General features: G+C 61.8%; 16 protein-coding genes and 1 tRNA gene. 7 read left to right on the forward strand and 10 right to left on the reverse strand.

Annotation, left to right across the window (positions count from 1 at the left end):
- Nucleotides 1–173 precede the first annotated feature (173 nt).
- From rplL to C8J25_RS02440, 7 genes are all read right to left on the reverse strand, one after another.
- A complete protein-coding gene (gene rplL, locus C8J25_RS02415; RefSeq protein ID WP_056047577.1) occupies nt 174–548 on the reverse strand; it encodes a 50S ribosomal protein L7/L12 in 375 nt (124 codons plus the stop codon).
- Between the two features lie 64 nt (nt 549–612).
- A complete protein-coding gene (gene rplJ, locus C8J25_RS02420; RefSeq protein WP_055879768.1) occupies nt 613–1128 on the reverse strand; it encodes a 50S ribosomal protein L10 in 516 nt (171 codons plus the stop codon).
- 164 nt (nt 1129–1292) lie between these two features.
- Nucleotides 1293–1763 carry a GFA family protein gene (locus C8J25_RS20595; protein WP_167397641.1) on the reverse strand — a complete coding sequence of 157 codons (471 nt, stop codon included), beginning with the start codon at nt 1761–1763 and terminating at the stop codon, nt 1293–1295.
- 324 nt (nt 1764–2087) lie between these two features.
- Nucleotides 2088–2780 (reverse strand): 50S ribosomal protein L1, encoded by a 693-nt coding sequence (gene rplA / locus C8J25_RS02425; RefSeq protein WP_056047582.1) that lies wholly within the window; start codon nt 2778–2780, stop codon nt 2088–2090.
- Between the two features lie 4 nt (nt 2781–2784).
- The gene (gene rplK, locus C8J25_RS02430; protein WP_056047586.1) at nt 2785–3216 is read right to left on the reverse strand and encodes a 50S ribosomal protein L11; all 432 of its coding nucleotides are present in this window, start codon (nt 3214–3216) and stop codon (nt 2785–2787) included.
- A 172-nt stretch (nt 3217–3388) separates the two neighbouring features.
- Nucleotides 3389–3673, reverse strand: a complete 285-nt coding sequence (locus C8J25_RS02435) for a hypothetical protein (RefSeq protein WP_107952097.1) — start codon at nt 3671–3673, stop codon at nt 3389–3391.
- On the reverse strand, nt 3663–4904 hold the full coding sequence (locus tag C8J25_RS02440; RefSeq protein WP_107952098.1) for an EAL domain-containing protein: 1242 nt from the start codon (nt 4902–4904) through the stop codon (nt 3663–3665). Before C8J25_RS02440 ends, C8J25_RS02435 begins: the two co-directional genes overlap by 11 nt.
- A gap of 575 nt (nt 4905–5479) precedes the next feature.
- Here C8J25_RS02440 and C8J25_RS02445 point away from each other — a divergent pair.
- From C8J25_RS02445 to C8J25_RS02455, 3 genes are read left to right on the forward strand one after another with little or no spacing between them, the layout of a single operon-like run.
- Nucleotides 5480–6244 carry a hypothetical protein gene (locus C8J25_RS02445; RefSeq protein ID WP_244186683.1) on the forward strand — a complete coding sequence of 255 codons (765 nt, stop codon included), beginning with the start codon at nt 5480–5482 and terminating at the stop codon, nt 6242–6244.
- 1 nt (nt 6245) lies between these two features.
- On the forward strand, nt 6246–7403 hold the full coding sequence (locus C8J25_RS02450) for a M48 family metallopeptidase (RefSeq protein ID WP_107952099.1): 1158 nt from the start codon (nt 6246–6248) through the stop codon (nt 7401–7403).
- An 11-nt stretch (nt 7404–7414) separates the two neighbouring features.
- Entirely contained in the window at nt 7415–8008 is a 594-nt protein-coding gene (locus tag C8J25_RS02455; RefSeq protein ID WP_107952100.1) for a hypothetical protein, read from the forward strand.
- A 309-nt stretch (nt 8009–8317) separates the two neighbouring features.
- On the opposite strand, the gene nusG is transcribed toward C8J25_RS02455, so the two are convergent.
- The 3 genes from nusG to C8J25_RS02470 form a co-directional block, all read right to left on the reverse strand.
- Nucleotides 8318–8854 carry a transcription termination/antitermination protein NusG gene (gene nusG / locus C8J25_RS02460; protein WP_055872668.1) on the reverse strand — a complete coding sequence of 179 codons (537 nt, stop codon included), beginning with the start codon at nt 8852–8854 and terminating at the stop codon, nt 8318–8320.
- A 13-nt stretch (nt 8855–8867) separates the two neighbouring features.
- Nucleotides 8868–9065, reverse strand: a complete 198-nt coding sequence (gene secE / locus C8J25_RS02465) for a preprotein translocase subunit SecE (RefSeq protein WP_056047594.1) — start codon at nt 9063–9065, stop codon at nt 8868–8870.
- A gap of 539 nt (nt 9066–9604) precedes the next feature.
- A tRNA-Trp gene (locus C8J25_RS02470) sits at nt 9605–9681 on the reverse strand.
- Nucleotides 9682–9862: 181 nt separating this feature from the next.
- Between C8J25_RS02470 and C8J25_RS02475 the strand changes: the two genes are divergently transcribed.
- The 4 genes from C8J25_RS02475 (at nt 9863) to fusA (ending at nt 14424) form a co-directional block, all read left to right on the forward strand.
- On the forward strand, nt 9863–10861 hold the full coding sequence (locus C8J25_RS02475) for an alpha/beta fold hydrolase (RefSeq protein WP_244186684.1): 999 nt from the start codon (nt 9863–9865) through the stop codon (nt 10859–10861).
- A gap of 427 nt (nt 10862–11288) precedes the next feature.
- Complete coding sequence (gene rpsL / locus C8J25_RS02480; protein ID WP_010164594.1) at nt 11289–11660, forward strand: 30S ribosomal protein S12; 372 nt, start codon at nt 11289–11291, stop codon at nt 11658–11660.
- Between the two features lie 49 nt (nt 11661–11709).
- On the forward strand, nt 11710–12180 hold the full coding sequence (gene rpsG, locus C8J25_RS02485) for a 30S ribosomal protein S7 (protein WP_055872660.1): 471 nt from the start codon (nt 11710–11712) through the stop codon (nt 12178–12180).
- 147 nt (nt 12181–12327) lie between these two features.
- Nucleotides 12328–14424: an elongation factor G gene (fusA, locus tag C8J25_RS02490; protein ID WP_056047600.1), complete on the forward strand. Its 2097-nt coding sequence runs from the start codon at nt 12328–12330 to the stop codon at nt 14422–14424.
- The last annotated feature ends 56 nt before the right edge of the window (nt 14425–14480 follow it).

Here is a 14480-nt window from a genome sequence, read left to right on the forward strand (position 1 = left end):
CGCGATATTCCAGCACAACAAAAAAAGGGCGACCCCATCGCTGGGGCCGCCCTTTTTTCTTAGCTGCGGCCAGCAGGGGCAAAGCCCCTGCTTCGTCGGTCGGCATAAATGCCGCCGGCCGGCCTTGCGGGGAGTGCGCTTCAGCGTGGCTGAAGCGTCTCTCCCGCTGCGGCTTACTTGACCTCGACGGTCGCGCCAGCGGCTTCGAGCTGAGCCTTGATCTTGGCTGCCTCGTCCTTCGACACGCCTTCCTTGACGGCCTTGGGAGCCGACTCGACCAGCGTCTTGGCTTCGGTCAGGCCGAGCGCGGTGATCGCACGGACTTCCTTGATGACATTGATCTTCTTGCCACCGTCGCCGGTCAGGATGACGTCGAATTCGGTCTGCTCTTCTGCTGCAGGAGCAGCGGCGCCGCCGCCTGCTGCCGGTGCTGCGACCGCTGCTGCGGCCGAAACGCCCCACTTCTCTTCGAGCAGCTTCGAAAGCTCAGCTGCTTCGAGAACGGTCAGTTCGCTCAGGCTCTCAACGAGCGCGTTCAGGTCTGCCATGATAAATCTCCATCTCGGGGCTCATGCCCCATCAGTTCAAAAAGGTAACGAAAGGCCTGCAAGATCAGGCGGCTTCCTTCTCCGCGTAGGCGGAAAGCACGCGCGCGAGCTGCGCTGCCGGAGCCTGCGTGATCGTTGCCAGCTTCGTGGCAGGTGCCACGATGAGGCCAACGATCTTGGCACGCAGTTCGTCCAGCGAGGGCAGCGTTGCGAGCGCCTTCACACCGTCGACGTCGAGGGTCGTCGCGCCCATCGCCCCACCCACGATTTCGAACTTGTCGTTCGTCTTCGCGAATTCCACGACCACCTTGGCGGCCGCGACGGGATCGATGGAGCTGGCCAGACCGACCGGACCCGTGAGCATGTCGCCCAGCGAGCTGTAGTCGGTGCCGTCCATTGCGATCTTGGCAAGCTTGTTCTTCGAGACCTTGTAGGTCGCGCCGGCGTCGCGCATCTTGTTCCGCAGCACAGTGGACTGTGCGACGGTCAGGCCGAGGTTGCGCGTGACAACGACGACGCCGACCTCGGAAAAGGTGCGGTTCAGCTCGGCTACGGCCGCGGTCTTTTGATCACGATCCATGCCATTCTCCACGTTTTACGAGTTCACCGTTTGCGCAGTGGACCCGGTTACTAACCGGAGGCGCAGACAAACCCGCGCTTCCGGGGTGTCTCGTCGATGGGGCATGGGAGAGGGGCGGCGCGCAGATGGGCCGACAAAATCTCATTCCCCGTCTAGGTGGGAGATTAAGCATCGGCAAACCCGCTGCACCCACTGTCTCGGACGGAGTTCGACGAGCAAGCCCGCCGAACGAAGCCGCGCCTTAGCGGAAATTGCGGTGGAGTCAATCGCGGAGAGGGGCAGACGTCGAGGTAAAGCCCGGTATCCGCGCCGTCGAGCCTGCGTATGCGGGCCGCCGCCAGGATGTCGGGCGGCATCAGGCGGGCATTGATGCCGATCCGGTCGATCGCGGGGTCGACCTTCGTCCAGTGCGTCACGCATCCGCATTCGCTGCACCGATGGAAGCGCAATGTCTTGGCACCCCAACTGTAGACGTCGATCGGAACGGATGCCGCGATGCGCACGTCACTTGCCCGGTAGTAGGCCCACAGTGCTCCGTAGCTGCGACAGATCGAGCAGTTGCAGTCGGCTACCCATTCAGGCGGTAGGTCGGCGGACAGCGTTACTGCGCCACAGTGGCAGGAGGCTCCGATCATGCGTCATGACGTGGACCATAATGGCGCGCGGTTCACGTATTTTCACACGACCTCCGTCATCCTGAAGAAAGTCAGGATCCAGAGCCGAGAGGGGCGACGTTTGTAACCCTGGATCCTGACTTTCGTCAGGATGACGGAGTGGGGTAGGGCGATCTTAGCCGAACGACCGGTATGGCCCGCACGCAAAAAGGGCCGGGATCGCTCCCGGCCTTTCTTAACTTTTAGCGGCAGGACGGGAGTAAATCCCGTCCTCGTCGGTCGTGGTTGCCCGCGCCGGCCGCGCTTTCGCCGTCTCGTGGCTAGCTTGCGCTAGCCACGTGCGGCTCACGCGCCAGCAACCTCGGTCGTGTCGACCTTGATGCCTGCACCCATGGTCGACGAGATCGCGACCTTCTGGACGTACTTGCCCTTGGCGCCGGTCGGCTTGGCCTTGACCACCGCGTCGACCAGTGCGTCGAAGTTCGCGCGCAGGTCTTCCGCCGGGAACGACGCCTTGCCGATGCCCGAGTGGATGATGCCGGCCTTTTCGACGCGGTATTCGATCTGGCCGCCCTTGGCTGCCTGAACCGCGGCTGCGACGTTCATCGTCACCGTGCCGAGCTTCGGGTTCGGCATCAGGCCCTTGGGACCCAGCACCTTACCGAGGCGACCGACGATGCCCATCATGTCCGGGGTCGCGATGCAGCGATCGAAATCGATCGTGCCACCCTGGATGATTTCCATCAGGTCCTCGGCGCCGACGACGTCTGCGCCTGCTGCGAGGGCTTCCTCAGCCTTCGCGCCGCGGGCGAACACGCCGACGCGGACGGTCTTGCCGGTGCCCTTGGGCAGCGTGACGACGCCGCGAACCATCTGGTCTGCGTGACGCGGATCGACGCCCAGGTTCAGCGCGACTTCGATCGTCTCGTCGAACTTCGACGTGGCGCCCGACCGTGCGAGACCGATGGCCTCGTCGATGCCGTGCAGCTTGACGAGGTCGACCGTGACGGCCTTCTGCTTCTTGCTCAGCTTAGCCATGATATCAGCCCTCCACCACTTCGAGGCCCATTGCGCGGGCGCTGCCTTCGATGATCTTCGTCGCAGCGTCGATATCGTTGGCGTTGAGGTCCTTCATCTTCGTCGTGGCGATCTCGCTCAGCTGGCTGCGCTTGATCGTGCCGGCGACGACTTTGCCCGGCTCCTTCGAACCCGACTTGAGACCAGCGGCCTCCTTGATCAGGTACGATGCTGGCGGGGTCTTGGTCTCGAACGAGAACGAGCGATCCGCATAGACCGTGATGACGGTCGGGATCGGCATGCCCTTCTTCAATTCGCTCGTGCCGGCATTGAACGCCTTGCAGAACTCCATGATGTTCACGCCGCGCTGACCCAGTGCAGGCCCGATCGGCGGCGCGGGCTTTGCCTCGCCTGCAGGGACCTGCAGCTTGATGTATCCGGTAATCTTTTTAGCCATGTCACTCTCTTTATGTGAGCCTAGCGGTGATGGCGGCCGTCTCGCGACAGCCTCCCGCAAATTCCATCAATGAAGGTGGAAGCCGGCGCGCATAGCCGAAAACGCGGGGCGCGGCAACCGGCGTTCGCGTCGTGGCTTGGAGGCCTGGGAGGCCTGCGCGATCCACCGCGGTTTATTCGAAGACGTCGACCGGCCAGGCGATCTGCTTGGCCGCGGCATGGCAAGCCGACCGCGTTGCGTAGCCGTCGGAATAGCTGATCAGTCCACCAGCCTCATGGAACAGCAGCCATGCCCAGGACCCCGCGAGTACGAGCGGTGGCGAAAGGTCGAGCCCCTCGACCTCGCGGAGTTCGAGCCGCATCGACGGCCGCTCGCCTTCGACCGGATTTGCAGCGACGGGCTCCGCTTCGTCGAGCGTCCGGCCGATAAAGCGACCGAACCGGTTGTCAGGCACCATGATGGGGTACGATCGATTCAATCGGCACGGGTTTTCCCCAGTAAAAGCCTTGCCCACAATCGGCACCGAGGGATTTCGCCAAGACGAGATCGTCTGCGGTCTCGATGCCCTCGATCACGGTTCCGATCGACCGGCTTCGGCAATAATCAATGATTTCCTTCAGCAGCGAAGGCGGGAACTCGCCCTTGCGGCACTTCTGGAAGATCTTCCGGTCGATCTTGACCTCGGAGACCGGCAGGTCCGAAATGCGATCGAAGTTGGTCGCGCCCTTGCCGAAATCGTCGAGCGAGATGGGTACGCCCAGCGTTCCAAGCTCGCGCATATTTTCCAGCAGGCGGCCGTCGAGTCCTGAATAACTGATCTCGGTGAGTTCGATCCCGAGCATGCCGGGGGCGACGTTGTGGCGTCGCAGCAGGATCGGCATCGCGGCGAGGAAATCCGGATGCGCGAGCACGGCGGCGCTGCAGTTCACCGCGATAGGCACAGGCCTGCCCTCGGCCTCCAGCGCCGCGAGCAGGCGGGCAGCCGCTTCCACCGCAAGCGACGTCGCGGCGACCTCCAGCGAGAGGATCGTCGACGGTGCGAAGATGTGCTCGGGGTTGAGCGACGGCCGATTGCGCAACCGCGTAAGTGTTTCGTAGCCGGCGATGCCGTCGTCGTGCAGGCTGCGCTTCTCATGAAATTCATGCGTGAGGTTGGGCAGCAACCGGCCCTGCTGGATCAACCACGACAGGAAATGACGGTCGCCGGTGTCGCCGTCATGCGGTTGCCGGACGATATGGGCCAGGCGGTCGACGATGTCCTGCGCGGAATAGGGCGTGTCGAGCCAGTCGACATGACCGATGCCGGACTGTTCTGCGAGGGCGATAGCGTCGGGGAAATGCACGCTTGGCCGTAACAGCGTCAGCGTCCCGGAAAACTGTTCTTTGTCCAATAAGGCGATGAACGCGTGACGATTGCCGATCGAGGCATCCGGGTTCATCACGATCAGATCCGGTTGAAACGCCAGCCCGGCACGTTCTTCGCTGGCCATGCCGATCCACGCGGTTTTGTGGCCCATCTCTTCGAGTTCACGATGAACGCCGTTGTGAGCCGCATTTTCAAGATCGAGAAACAAGATGCGATGACCGGCCCCGGGTAAATCCGGGGAAAGACGACTCCCCGCACTGGCCGAGCGTAAGTGATCGCCACGCAAGGACGATGTTTTCAGGGCCGTGTTCGTCAAGGGCATCAGTCATTTCCTGTAGGCGGATCGCTGAATACGGTTGCATGCAAGTCAAGCTGGTCATGGGGTACATAGAGTTTGTCGAATACGCCGGTCGTCATATGCGAAAGCGTACTGGCAACTATGCAACGTCTTATACGTGGACTGTCCTACAAGTGTTAGCGCTATATGATTGATGATGGTTAATCGAGTCTTAACGCGGATTATATGGTTGGGCTCAATAACGAGGACGCGAGCCAACTCAATGATAATGAACAAATCTATGACAGCTGGGGTGACCCGTCCGACATATCGCGACTGAAATATATTTTCGTTGCCGAATGATATTGCGGCGCAAGTAAAAGGATTGAAGCAACGCCGGTCATGTTCGGTGCATCGCTTTCTACCCAGCGATCATATCGGCCAAGACCTTATTGAATGGCCGGGACGGGTGTGACGTGCAGATCATGCGGATGAGATGAGCGCGACGGGGCGGGGACTTGAAAGCACTCATTTTGAACCGAATAATTCTCTGCCGATTGACGCTTCCAACTCTAGTATCACCGGGAATCGGATGGGGGCATCCGATAACAGGGGTGGATATGATCACTTTGTGCCGTGCGACGCTGGTCGCGCTGATGCTGGCGGTTTCGGCGATCGCGCCTGCGTATGCGCAGGAGAAGACGGGACTAAAACCTGGTTTTGTCCTTGCGCCCGGCACCGCGCGGATCGTCCTCATGCGGCCGTCGATCCGGGTCGGCGCGCAGTCGACGGGCGGGATGTACGAGCCGAATGCCGACTGGACCGATCAGGCGAAGGAGAACATCGCCACCGCGCTCGCCAAGGCGCAGACCGGCCTCGGCAACAGTGTCGTCGGGTATGTCGAGCCGGTCGGTGCGGGTTCGGCGAAGGTCGCGGAGTATCAGGAACTGTTCGGCGCGGTCGCGTCGTCGGTGATCGAGTATCAGTTCTTCAAGGGCAACCGCCTGCCGACCAAGAAGCGCAAGGACCAGTTCGAATGGGGGCTCGGCCCCGACGTTCGGACTCTTCCCGGTCTTGAGGCGGCTGACTACGCGCTGTTTATTACCACCGAGGATCATTTCGGTTCGACCGGGCGGAAGGTGCTGCAAGTCTTTGCGGCGATGGCACGCGTTCCGATCACCGCGGGCGTCCACAAGGGCTTTGCCGGGCTTGTCGATCTTCGCACCGGAGAACTGGTCTGGCTGAACGCCGACATGCAGATGGGCGGGGATGTCCGCGACGCGGAGGGCGCCGACAAGCGCGTGAGGCAGTTGCTGGAGGGGTTCCCGGGGAAGCCGGTCGAGGCTCCGATCGCCGCCGCGCCCGCCATCGCTTCGGCGCACTGACATGCGGATTCCAATGGTCGGGCTTTTGCTCGCCAGCGCGATCGGTACGTCTGCGCTCGCCGCCGACAAGCGACCGCCGCTACCAACCTACATGCAAGCCTATACCCCGACGACGGTCGACGAGCGCGGGATATGGATGGAGGCCGATGAAGACGAACGGCGTCTTCGCGAGTCCCGGTCGGTTATAAGGGATACCGCCCTCAACGCGTATGTTCGTGGCGTACTTTGCCGCACTGTTGGCGATGATCGCTGCAAGTCTGTGCGGATCTACATTGACGAAATCCCGGCATTCAACGCGACGATGAGCCCGAACGGAACGTTGACTGTCTGGTCGGGGCTATTGCTTCGCGTTCGGAATGAAGCCGAACTAGGCTCCATTCTTGGCCATGAGTTCGGTCATTTCGAACTGCGGCACTCGCTTATGGACTTTAAAAACCGGCGCGGCGGGTCGGATCTTATGGCGTGGGCATCGATCCTCGTCCGCAATAGCGGTGACATTCGCTATAATACTATCGGCGGGTTCTACGCATTCGATCGCGCGCAAGAGCGTGAAGCCGACATGATGGGCTTCCAGTATCTCACGCGTTCGCGCTATCCATCGTCAGCGTCGGCGGACGTCTGGGACCATCTCATGGGCGAGGCGGATGCCACCGCAATAGGCCGCAAGGGCAGGGCGCAGCACAAATACGTCGCCGGCTTCTTCGCCTCGCACCCCACCAACCTCGCACGCGCTACCTATCTGCGCGCCGCGTCGATCGAAGCTGCCGACGTCAAGCCCGCGGTCGTCGACACGCACCAGGCCGCGATGGCGAAGTGGCTGCCGGTCTTCCTCAACGACCAGATCAAGCTCAACGATTTCGGCGGCAGCGAGTATCTGCTTGCCAATCTGGCGGAAGGCAGCGGCTGGACGACGCCGCTGCTGTGCGCCCGCGGCGATCTGTATCGCGAGCGCGGCAATCCGCGCGATCTCGTCAGCGCCGCGCAATTCTACCAGGAGGCGATCGGCAAGGGTGACGCGCCACCCGAGGCGTATCGCGGCCTCGGGCTGGCGTTGCTGCGTAGCCAGCAGGTTGCCGAAGGCCAGGCCGCGCTCGCGACGTATCTCCGCCTCAAGCCGGCCGCGACCGACGCCGCGCTCATCGCCACGCTGATCTCGTAAGGAGGACGACCATGTCCAAGAAACTCGCCCTGCTCGCCGCGGTCGCAACGCTCGCGTGCGCAGCCCCCGTCGCGGCCGGCAACAAGCTCATCCCGGCCGGCCAGCGCATCGCGGTCGCCAAGTCGGCGATGACCGTGCAGCCGGGCGCGGAGTGGAACAAGCTCTCGGAGCGCCCCGGTCGCAACGCCGAAACCTGGACGCAGGACGGTGACGAACTGAACGATCTCAGCTTCTATGGCGGCATTGAGTCCGGCAGGCCGCTGTTCCGCGAGGTCGACAAGAAGAACAAGCCGTTGCCGAAGGTCTCGGCGACGATGCTGATCACCGATATCCCGGTGCTGCTCGAAAACAGCTATCGGATCGCGCGCGACGCATCGTCGATGGCGATCGACACGATCGCGCCGATCCAGTTCGCCGGCAACAAGGGCGTGCGTTTCACCTACACCTTCTCGAAGCAGAACGAGACGCTGCAACGGCGTGGCGAAGCACGCGGTGCGGTAATTGGCGGCAAGCTGTATCTGGTGACGTACGAGGCGCCGAGCTTGTATTACTACGACCGTAGCGTTGCGGCAGCTCGGGTGGTGGCGGATAGCGTGCGGTTTTGAGGTGTGTGTGCCTTTAGGCTAGGCGTTGCCATGCCTGACGGCATTCGTCTGGATGATGCGTCCGCCGCTTTCCGTCATCCTGACGAAAGTCAGGATCCAGAGCCAAGCAGCGTAGCGTTCCTTAACTCTGGATCCTGACTTTCGTCAGGATAACGGAGCGGGGTGTGAGGAGCGGTTTGCGTTCTCAAAGGCGCGACGCGGGAGTAAATCCCGCGTCGTCGGCCGGGCCGTTGGCCCGCCGGCCGGTCGAGACCGTCTCGTGATTAGCCGTTAGCTAATCACGTGCGGCCGTAAGCGCCGCTCTGCGGCTTACTTACTACGCTCGACCTGCTCGAATTCGAGCTCGACAGGCGTAGCGCGCCCGAAGATCGACACCGAAACCTTGACGCGGCTGCGGTCGAAGTCGAGTTCTTCCACAAGCCCGTTGAAGGTCGCGAAGGGGCCGTCGAGGACCTTGACCTGATCGCCGATCTCGTAGTCGACCTTGACCTTCTGCTTGGGCGCAGCGGCGGCTTCTTCCTTGCTGTTCAGCATCCGCGTGGCTTCCGCCTCGCTGATCGCCTGCGGCTTGCCCATGCTGCCGAGGAAGCCCGTCACCTTCGGCGTGTTCTTCACGAGGTGATACACGTCGTCGTTCATGTTCAGCTTGGCGAGCACGTAGCCAGGCATGAACTTGCGTTCGACCGCGATCTTCTTGCCGCGACGGGCTTCGGTGGTGGTTTCGGTCGGGACTTCGATCTGCTCGACGAGCTGTTCGAGACCCATCCGGGTTGCCTCGGCCATGATCGAGTCGCGGACCTTGCCCTCGAAGCCCGAATAGGCGTGAATGATGTACCAGCGCGCCATGACGGAACCTTGCTTACTGAGCGAGTTTGAGGAGGGCGGAGACGATCGCTTGCAGGATCGAGTCGACGCCCAGGAAGAACAGCGCGAGGATCGTCGTCATGATCACCACCATCACGCCGGTCATGACCGTCTCGCGACGCGTCGGCCACGTGACCTTCGCGGTCTCGTTGCGGACCTGCTGGATGAATTCGAGGGGGGACGTCTTCGCCACGATGTTCTTCGAACCCGCTGATTGAGAAACTGAGATGCGAGGCATAGACCCACTAGCCGCTCCCTGTGAAGGGCCGCGGCGGCAGGTCCGTCCTCGCTGTCGGAAGCGCGGCAGATAGCTTCCGCCCGTGGTGAAAGCAAGTGCGCGGCAGGAGAGGGGCGGGCGCCATGAGGAAAGCAGCACGGCGGTGGCGGGGAGAAGTGGCGGGGGAGAGCGCTTGGGTCACTCGATCCCCCGCACGATCGTCTTGCCGGTGCCGGTTTGACCGGCGGCTCCGCTCCCACGGTTTCTATTTATCGTTCGGCTTGACGACGGCAACCGAGGTGTACGCCGAACGCAGGCGAAAAAAAAGGCCGGTACAAGACCGGCCATAAAAGTTTTTAGGAGAGGATGCCTGAAAGGCCCGATCGTTGTGCATCGCAGCACATCATAGATCAATTGCGAAAATTGCATTATGGAATGCAATTTCTGCAATCGTGATGGACGCACTAAAGCGGCGAGTGAAATCGCCGCGATTTTTGCAGGGAATTTAAAGGGGGTGGCAGGAGTGCTCGGATTCGAACCGAGGGCCTTCGGTTTTGGAGACCGACGCTCTAACCAACTGAGCTACACTCCTACACGGACGCGCCCCTTACCCAGCGTTTTCGGGAAGGGCAAGCGTCTCGCGTGCAATTCGTCCTTCAAGCATTCCCAGCGATCATCGTAAGGATGATGCGTTGCGCGATGTGTGATTTGCCCGTTAACCTTAAAGCCGTCTCGTTGGATGTGGGAAGCGTATTACTATGAAGGCGGGATTGATGATGCTGGCGCTGCCGGTCGCGGCGTTGCTCATGGGGGCGGGGCCAGTTCCGCGGGTGCCGGACCTGGGGCCTCAGCTCGAACGCTTCACCTATCCGTGGCCGGTCCAGGCGATGGAAGTCGATATCGTCGGCAGTCCTGCGCAGATGGCGTTCATGGATATCGCGCCGCAGCGCCCCAATGGTCGCACGGTCGTGCTGCTCCATGGCAAGAACTTCTGCGGTGCGACCTGGGGCAGCACTGCGCGGGCGCTGAGCGAGGTCGGCTACCGCGTGATCGTCCCCGACCAGATCGGCTTCTGCAAATCGTCCAAGCCCCGCGCGGCACAGTATAGTTTCGAGATGCTGGCGACCTTCACCAAGCGGCTGCTCGAATCGCGCGGCATCACGAGGGCCACGTTCGTCGGGCATTCGATGGGCGGCATGCTCGCGATGCGATACGCCATTCTCTACCCGGCGTCGGTCGAGAAGCTGGTGCTCGTCAATCCGCTCGGCCTCAAGGATCGCGGCGAGGAGGGCGTGCCCTATACCGATGTCGATACGCTGTGGGCGAATGAGAAGAAGACGAGCTATGCGTCAATCAAGGCGTATCAGCTCGAGAACTATTATCACGGTGTGTGGAAGCCGTCCTATGATCGCTGGGTCTGGATGCAGGCGGGCATGTATCAGGGGGCAGGGCGCGATATCGTGGCGCTCGCGCAGGCCAAGACGAGCGAGATGATCAAGACGCAACCTATCGCGCATGAGCTGTACCGGATCACACCTTCGACCACCTTGATCATCGGCACGCTGGACAAGACCGCGTTCGGCCGGGCGCAGGCCCCCGCGAACTTGCGCAAGTTCCTCGAACCGGTGCCAATGGTCGCGCCGCGCGCGGTGAAGCAGATGCCGAATGCGAACCTGGTTATGCTGGAGGGGCTGGGTCACTCGCCGCAGGTCGAGGACCCCGCGCGATTCGAGAAGGTGCTGCTGGCGGTGCTTGGGACGCGTTCGCGGTAGCCGGAACCTCTTGATCCTCCCCCGGCAGGGGGGAGGTGGCTGGCCCTTGCCAGACGGAGGGGGAGGGGGCGACAACGTATGTTGCGTGTTCCTCCCCCTCCGTCACCCTCGGTGCCACCTCCTCCTGGCGGGGGAGGATCAGGAGGGGTGGTCACCAGCTATGGGTGGTCACTCGTCGCGGATGCATCCACCCCCAAGAAACCAATAACCTACCCCCACCCAAACCGATTCCGCCCCGTTGACCTCACCCCCGTCCTGACCTATAGGCGCGGCCTGTTCTTCGGGAGTGTTTCCCGCCGGGCATGCTTGAACATTGCTGGATGCATTCCAGGACCTGAGGGGCGCTCCCGCGTTCCTATGGTCCTTTTTGTATTCTCAGGCGCCTCATGGCTCCAGCAAAGTAACCACTTGAAAGGTGAAGGCTTCAATGCCGACGATCAACCAGCTGGTCCGCAAGGGCCGCGATCCGCAGAAGGCCAAGTCGAAGGTCCCTGCGATGGAAGCAAATCCGCAGAAGCGTGGCGTTTGCACGCGCGTCTACACGACGACCCCGAAGAAGCCGAACTCGGCTCTGCGCAAGGTGGCCAAGGTTCGCCTGACCAACCAGCGCGAAGTCATCAGCTACATCCCGGGCGAGGGCCACAATCTTCAGGAGCATTCGGTTGTCCTGATCCGTGGCGGTCGTGTCCGCGATCTTCCCGGTGTTCGCTATCACGTCCTGCGCGGCGTGCTCGATACACAGGGTGTGAAGGACCGGCGTCAGTCGCGTTCCAAGTACGGCGCCAAGCGTCCGAAGTAAGCCGATCAGTCATCTGATCACTAAGGCTGAAGTTTAGAAGGAATACAAAATGGCACGTCGTCGTCGTCCCGAAAAGCGGGTCATCCTGCCTGATCCCAAGTTCGGGGATGAGGTTCTGTCGAAGTTCATGAACAGCGTCATGCTGGACGGCAAGAAGTCCGTCGCAGAGCTGATCGTGTACGGTGCATTCGAAACCGTCGAGCAGCGCGCCAAGCGTGACCCAATCGGCGTTTTCCACGATGCGCTGAACAACGTGAAGCCGGGCATCGAAGTCCGTTCGCGCCGCGTCGGTGGTGCAACGTACCAGGTGCCGGTCGAGGTTCGTCCCGAGCGTGCACAGGCGCTGGCGATTCGCTGGTTGATCGGTGCGGCGCGTTCGCGCAGCGAGAACACGATGGCCGCACGGCTGTCGGGTGAGCTGATGGATGCCGCCAACAACCGTGGCAACGCGGTCAAGAAGCGTGAAGATACGCACCGGATGGCCGAAGCCAACCGTGCATTCTCGCACTACCGCTGGTAACAGCGGGCTTCGTGCCGCTGGTAACAGCGGGCTTTGAAGCCTAGCATTGCTATCCGTGTGACGGGCGGTCTTTCGCCTGTCATGCAAACACCTATATATTGGGGAGCCGGCACGTTCGGCTCCCCATATCCTTAAGGAAGCACGATCATGGCCCGCAGCCATCCGCTCGACCGTTACCGCAACATCGGCATCATGGCGCACATCGACGCCGGTAAGACGACGACGACCGAGCGTATCCTCTATTACACCGGCAAGTCCTACAAGATCGGCGAAGTGCACGAAGGCACCGCGACGATGGATTGGATGGAGCAGGAGCAGGAGCGCGGGATCACGATCACGTCGGCTGCGACCACCTGCAAGTGGCGCGCCGAAGAAGGTAAGGGCGAAGAGCACCTTATCAACATCATCGATACGCCTGGCCACGTCGACTTCACGATCGAAGTCGAGCGTTCGCTCCGTGTGCTCGATGGCGCGGTTGCATGCTTCGACGGCGTTGCCGGCGTCGAGCCGCAGTCCGAGACCGTGTGGCGTCAGGCCGACAAGTACGGCGTGCCGCGCATGTGCTTCGTCAACAAGCTCGACCGCACCGGCGCCGATTTCTACTTCTGCGTGAACTCGATCATCGATCGTCTCGGTGCGCGTCCGGCCGTGCTGTATCTTCCGATCGGCATGGAAGGCGGCTTCAAGGGCCTCGTCGATCTCGTCGAGAACCGTGCGATCATCTGGCTCGAAGAGAGCCTGGGTGCGAAGTTCGAATATGCCGAGATCCCCGAGGATCTGGTCGAGAAGGCCGCGAAGTATCGCAGCGAGCTGATCGAGATGGCCGTCGAGCAGGACGATGCCCTCATGGAGGCCTATCTCGAAGGTAACGAGCCGAGCGTCGCCGACCTCAAGAAGCTGATCCGCAAGGGTACGCTGAGCATGGCGTTCGTCCCCGTCGTTTGCGGTTCGGCGTTCAAGAACAAGGGCGTTCAGCCCCTGCTCGACGCCGTCGTCGACTATCTGCCCTCGCCGCTCGACGTTCCCGCGATCCAGGGTCTGAAGCTCGACGGCGTAACGCCTGACGAGCGTCCTTCGTCGGACGACGTTCCGTTCTCGGCACTGGCGTTCAAGATCATGAACGATCCGTTCGTCGGTACGCTGACCTTCGCCCGTATCTACTCGGGCAAGCTGGAGACCGCATCCCAGGTCACCAACTCGGTCAAGGACAAGAAGGAAAAGGTCGGCCGCATGCTGCTGATGCATGCGAACAGCCGTGAGGACATCCAGGAGGCTTTCGCTGGCGACATCGTCGCTCTCGCGGGTCTCAAGGATACCACGACCGGTGACACGCTCTGCGCAATGAACGCACCGATCATTCTCGAGCGGATGGAATTCCCCGAGCCCGTGATCGAGCTTTCGGTGGAGCCGAAGACCAAGGCCGACCAGGAGAAGATGGGCGTCGCGCTCAATCGTCTCGCACGTGAAGATCCTTCGTTCCGCGTGTCGTCGGACCCGGAGTCGGGCCAGACCATCATCAAGGGCATGGGCGAGCTTCATCTCGAGATCCTGGTCGATCGCATGAAGCGTGAGTTCAAGGTCGAGGCGAACGTCGGCGCTCCTCAGGTCGCATATCGCGAGTATCTGAAGAAGCCGGTCGACGTCGACTACACGCACAAGAAGCAGTCGGGTGGTACCGGCCAGTTCGGTCGCGTGAAGGTCAAGGTCACGCCGGGCGAGCGCGGTTCGGGCATCACGTTCAAGGACGAGATCAAGGGCGGCAACATTCCGAAGGAATATCTGCCTGCGATCGAGAAGGGCTTCCGCGAAACCGCTGCGTCGGGTTCGCTGGTCGGTTTCCCGATCATCGATTTCGAGATCGTGTTGTATGACGGCGCGTATCACGACGTCGACTCGTCGGCACTGGCGTTCGAAATCTGTGCACGTGGCGCGATGCGCGAAGTCGCACAGAAGTCGGGCATCACGCTGCTCGAGCCGGTCATGAAGGTCGAGGTCGTCACCCCGGAAGATTACTTGGGCGACGTCATCGGCGACATGAACAGCCGTCGTGGCCAGATCCAGGGCACCGACAGCCGCGGCAACGCGCAGACGGTCGAGGCGATGGTCCCGCTGGCGAACATGTTCGGCTACGTGAACTCGCTCCGTTCGTTCACGCAGGGCCGCGCGCAGTACTCGATGCAGTTCTCGCACTATGACGAAGTGCCGCAGAACGTCGCTGACGAGGTGAAGGCTAAGCTGGCGTAAGCCCGAGGCGCACCGAGCCAGGTTTTCCTGGCTCGGAGACGCCGAAAGGCCGGCCG

The organism is Sphingomonas faeni, assembly GCF_003053745.1.
Classification (GTDB): Bacteria; Pseudomonadota; Alphaproteobacteria; order Sphingomonadales; family Sphingomonadaceae; genus Sphingomonas; species Sphingomonas faeni.

Bases quoted from the DNA above. Each gene is read 5' to 3' on its own strand.
- C8J25_RS02450 (WP_107952099.1), top strand. From the start codon at position 6,246: ATGCGGATTCCAATGGTCGGGCTTTTGCTCGCCAGCGCGATCGGTACG.
- C8J25_RS02435 (WP_107952097.1), bottom strand. From the start codon at position 3,673: ATGGTGCCTGACAACCGGTTCGGTCGCTTTATCGGCCGGACGCTCGAC.
- C8J25_RS02455 (WP_107952100.1), top strand. From the start codon at position 7,415: ATGTCCAAGAAACTCGCCCTGCTCGCCGCGGTCGCAACGCTCGCGTGC.
- rpsL (WP_010164594.1), top strand. From the start codon at position 11,289: ATGCCGACGATCAACCAGCTGGTCCGCAAGGGCCGCGATCCGCAGAAG.
- rplL (WP_056047577.1), bottom strand. From the start codon at position 548: ATGGCAGACCTGAACGCGCTCGTTGAGAGCCTGAGCGAACTGACCGTT.
- C8J25_RS20595 (WP_167397641.1), bottom strand. From the start codon at position 1,763: ATGATCGGAGCCTCCTGCCACTGTGGCGCAGTAACGCTGTCCGCCGAC.
- rplJ (WP_055879768.1), bottom strand. From the start codon at position 1,128: ATGGATCGTGATCAAAAGACCGCGGCCGTAGCCGAGCTGAACCGCACC.
- rplA (WP_056047582.1), bottom strand. From the start codon at position 2,780: ATGGCTAAGCTGAGCAAGAAGCAGAAGGCCGTCACGGTCGACCTCGTC.
- rpsG (WP_055872660.1), top strand. From the start codon at position 11,710: ATGGCACGTCGTCGTCGTCCCGAAAAGCGGGTCATCCTGCCTGATCCC.
- nusG (WP_055872668.1), bottom strand. From the start codon at position 8,854: ATGGCGCGCTGGTACATCATTCACGCCTATTCGGGCTTCGAGGGCAAG.
- rplK (WP_056047586.1), bottom strand. From the start codon at position 3,216: ATGGCTAAAAAGATTACCGGATACATCAAGCTGCAGGTCCCTGCAGGC.
- fusA (WP_056047600.1), top strand. From the start codon at position 12,328: ATGGCCCGCAGCCATCCGCTCGACCGTTACCGCAACATCGGCATCATG.
- C8J25_RS02440 (WP_107952098.1), bottom strand. From the start codon at position 4,904: ATGCCCTTGACGAACACGGCCCTGAAAACATCGTCCTTGCGTGGCGAT.
- C8J25_RS02445 (WP_244186683.1), top strand. From the start codon at position 5,480: ATGATCACTTTGTGCCGTGCGACGCTGGTCGCGCTGATGCTGGCGGTT.
- C8J25_RS02475 (WP_244186684.1), top strand. From the start codon at position 9,863: ATGATGCTGGCGCTGCCGGTCGCGGCGTTGCTCATGGGGGCGGGGCCA.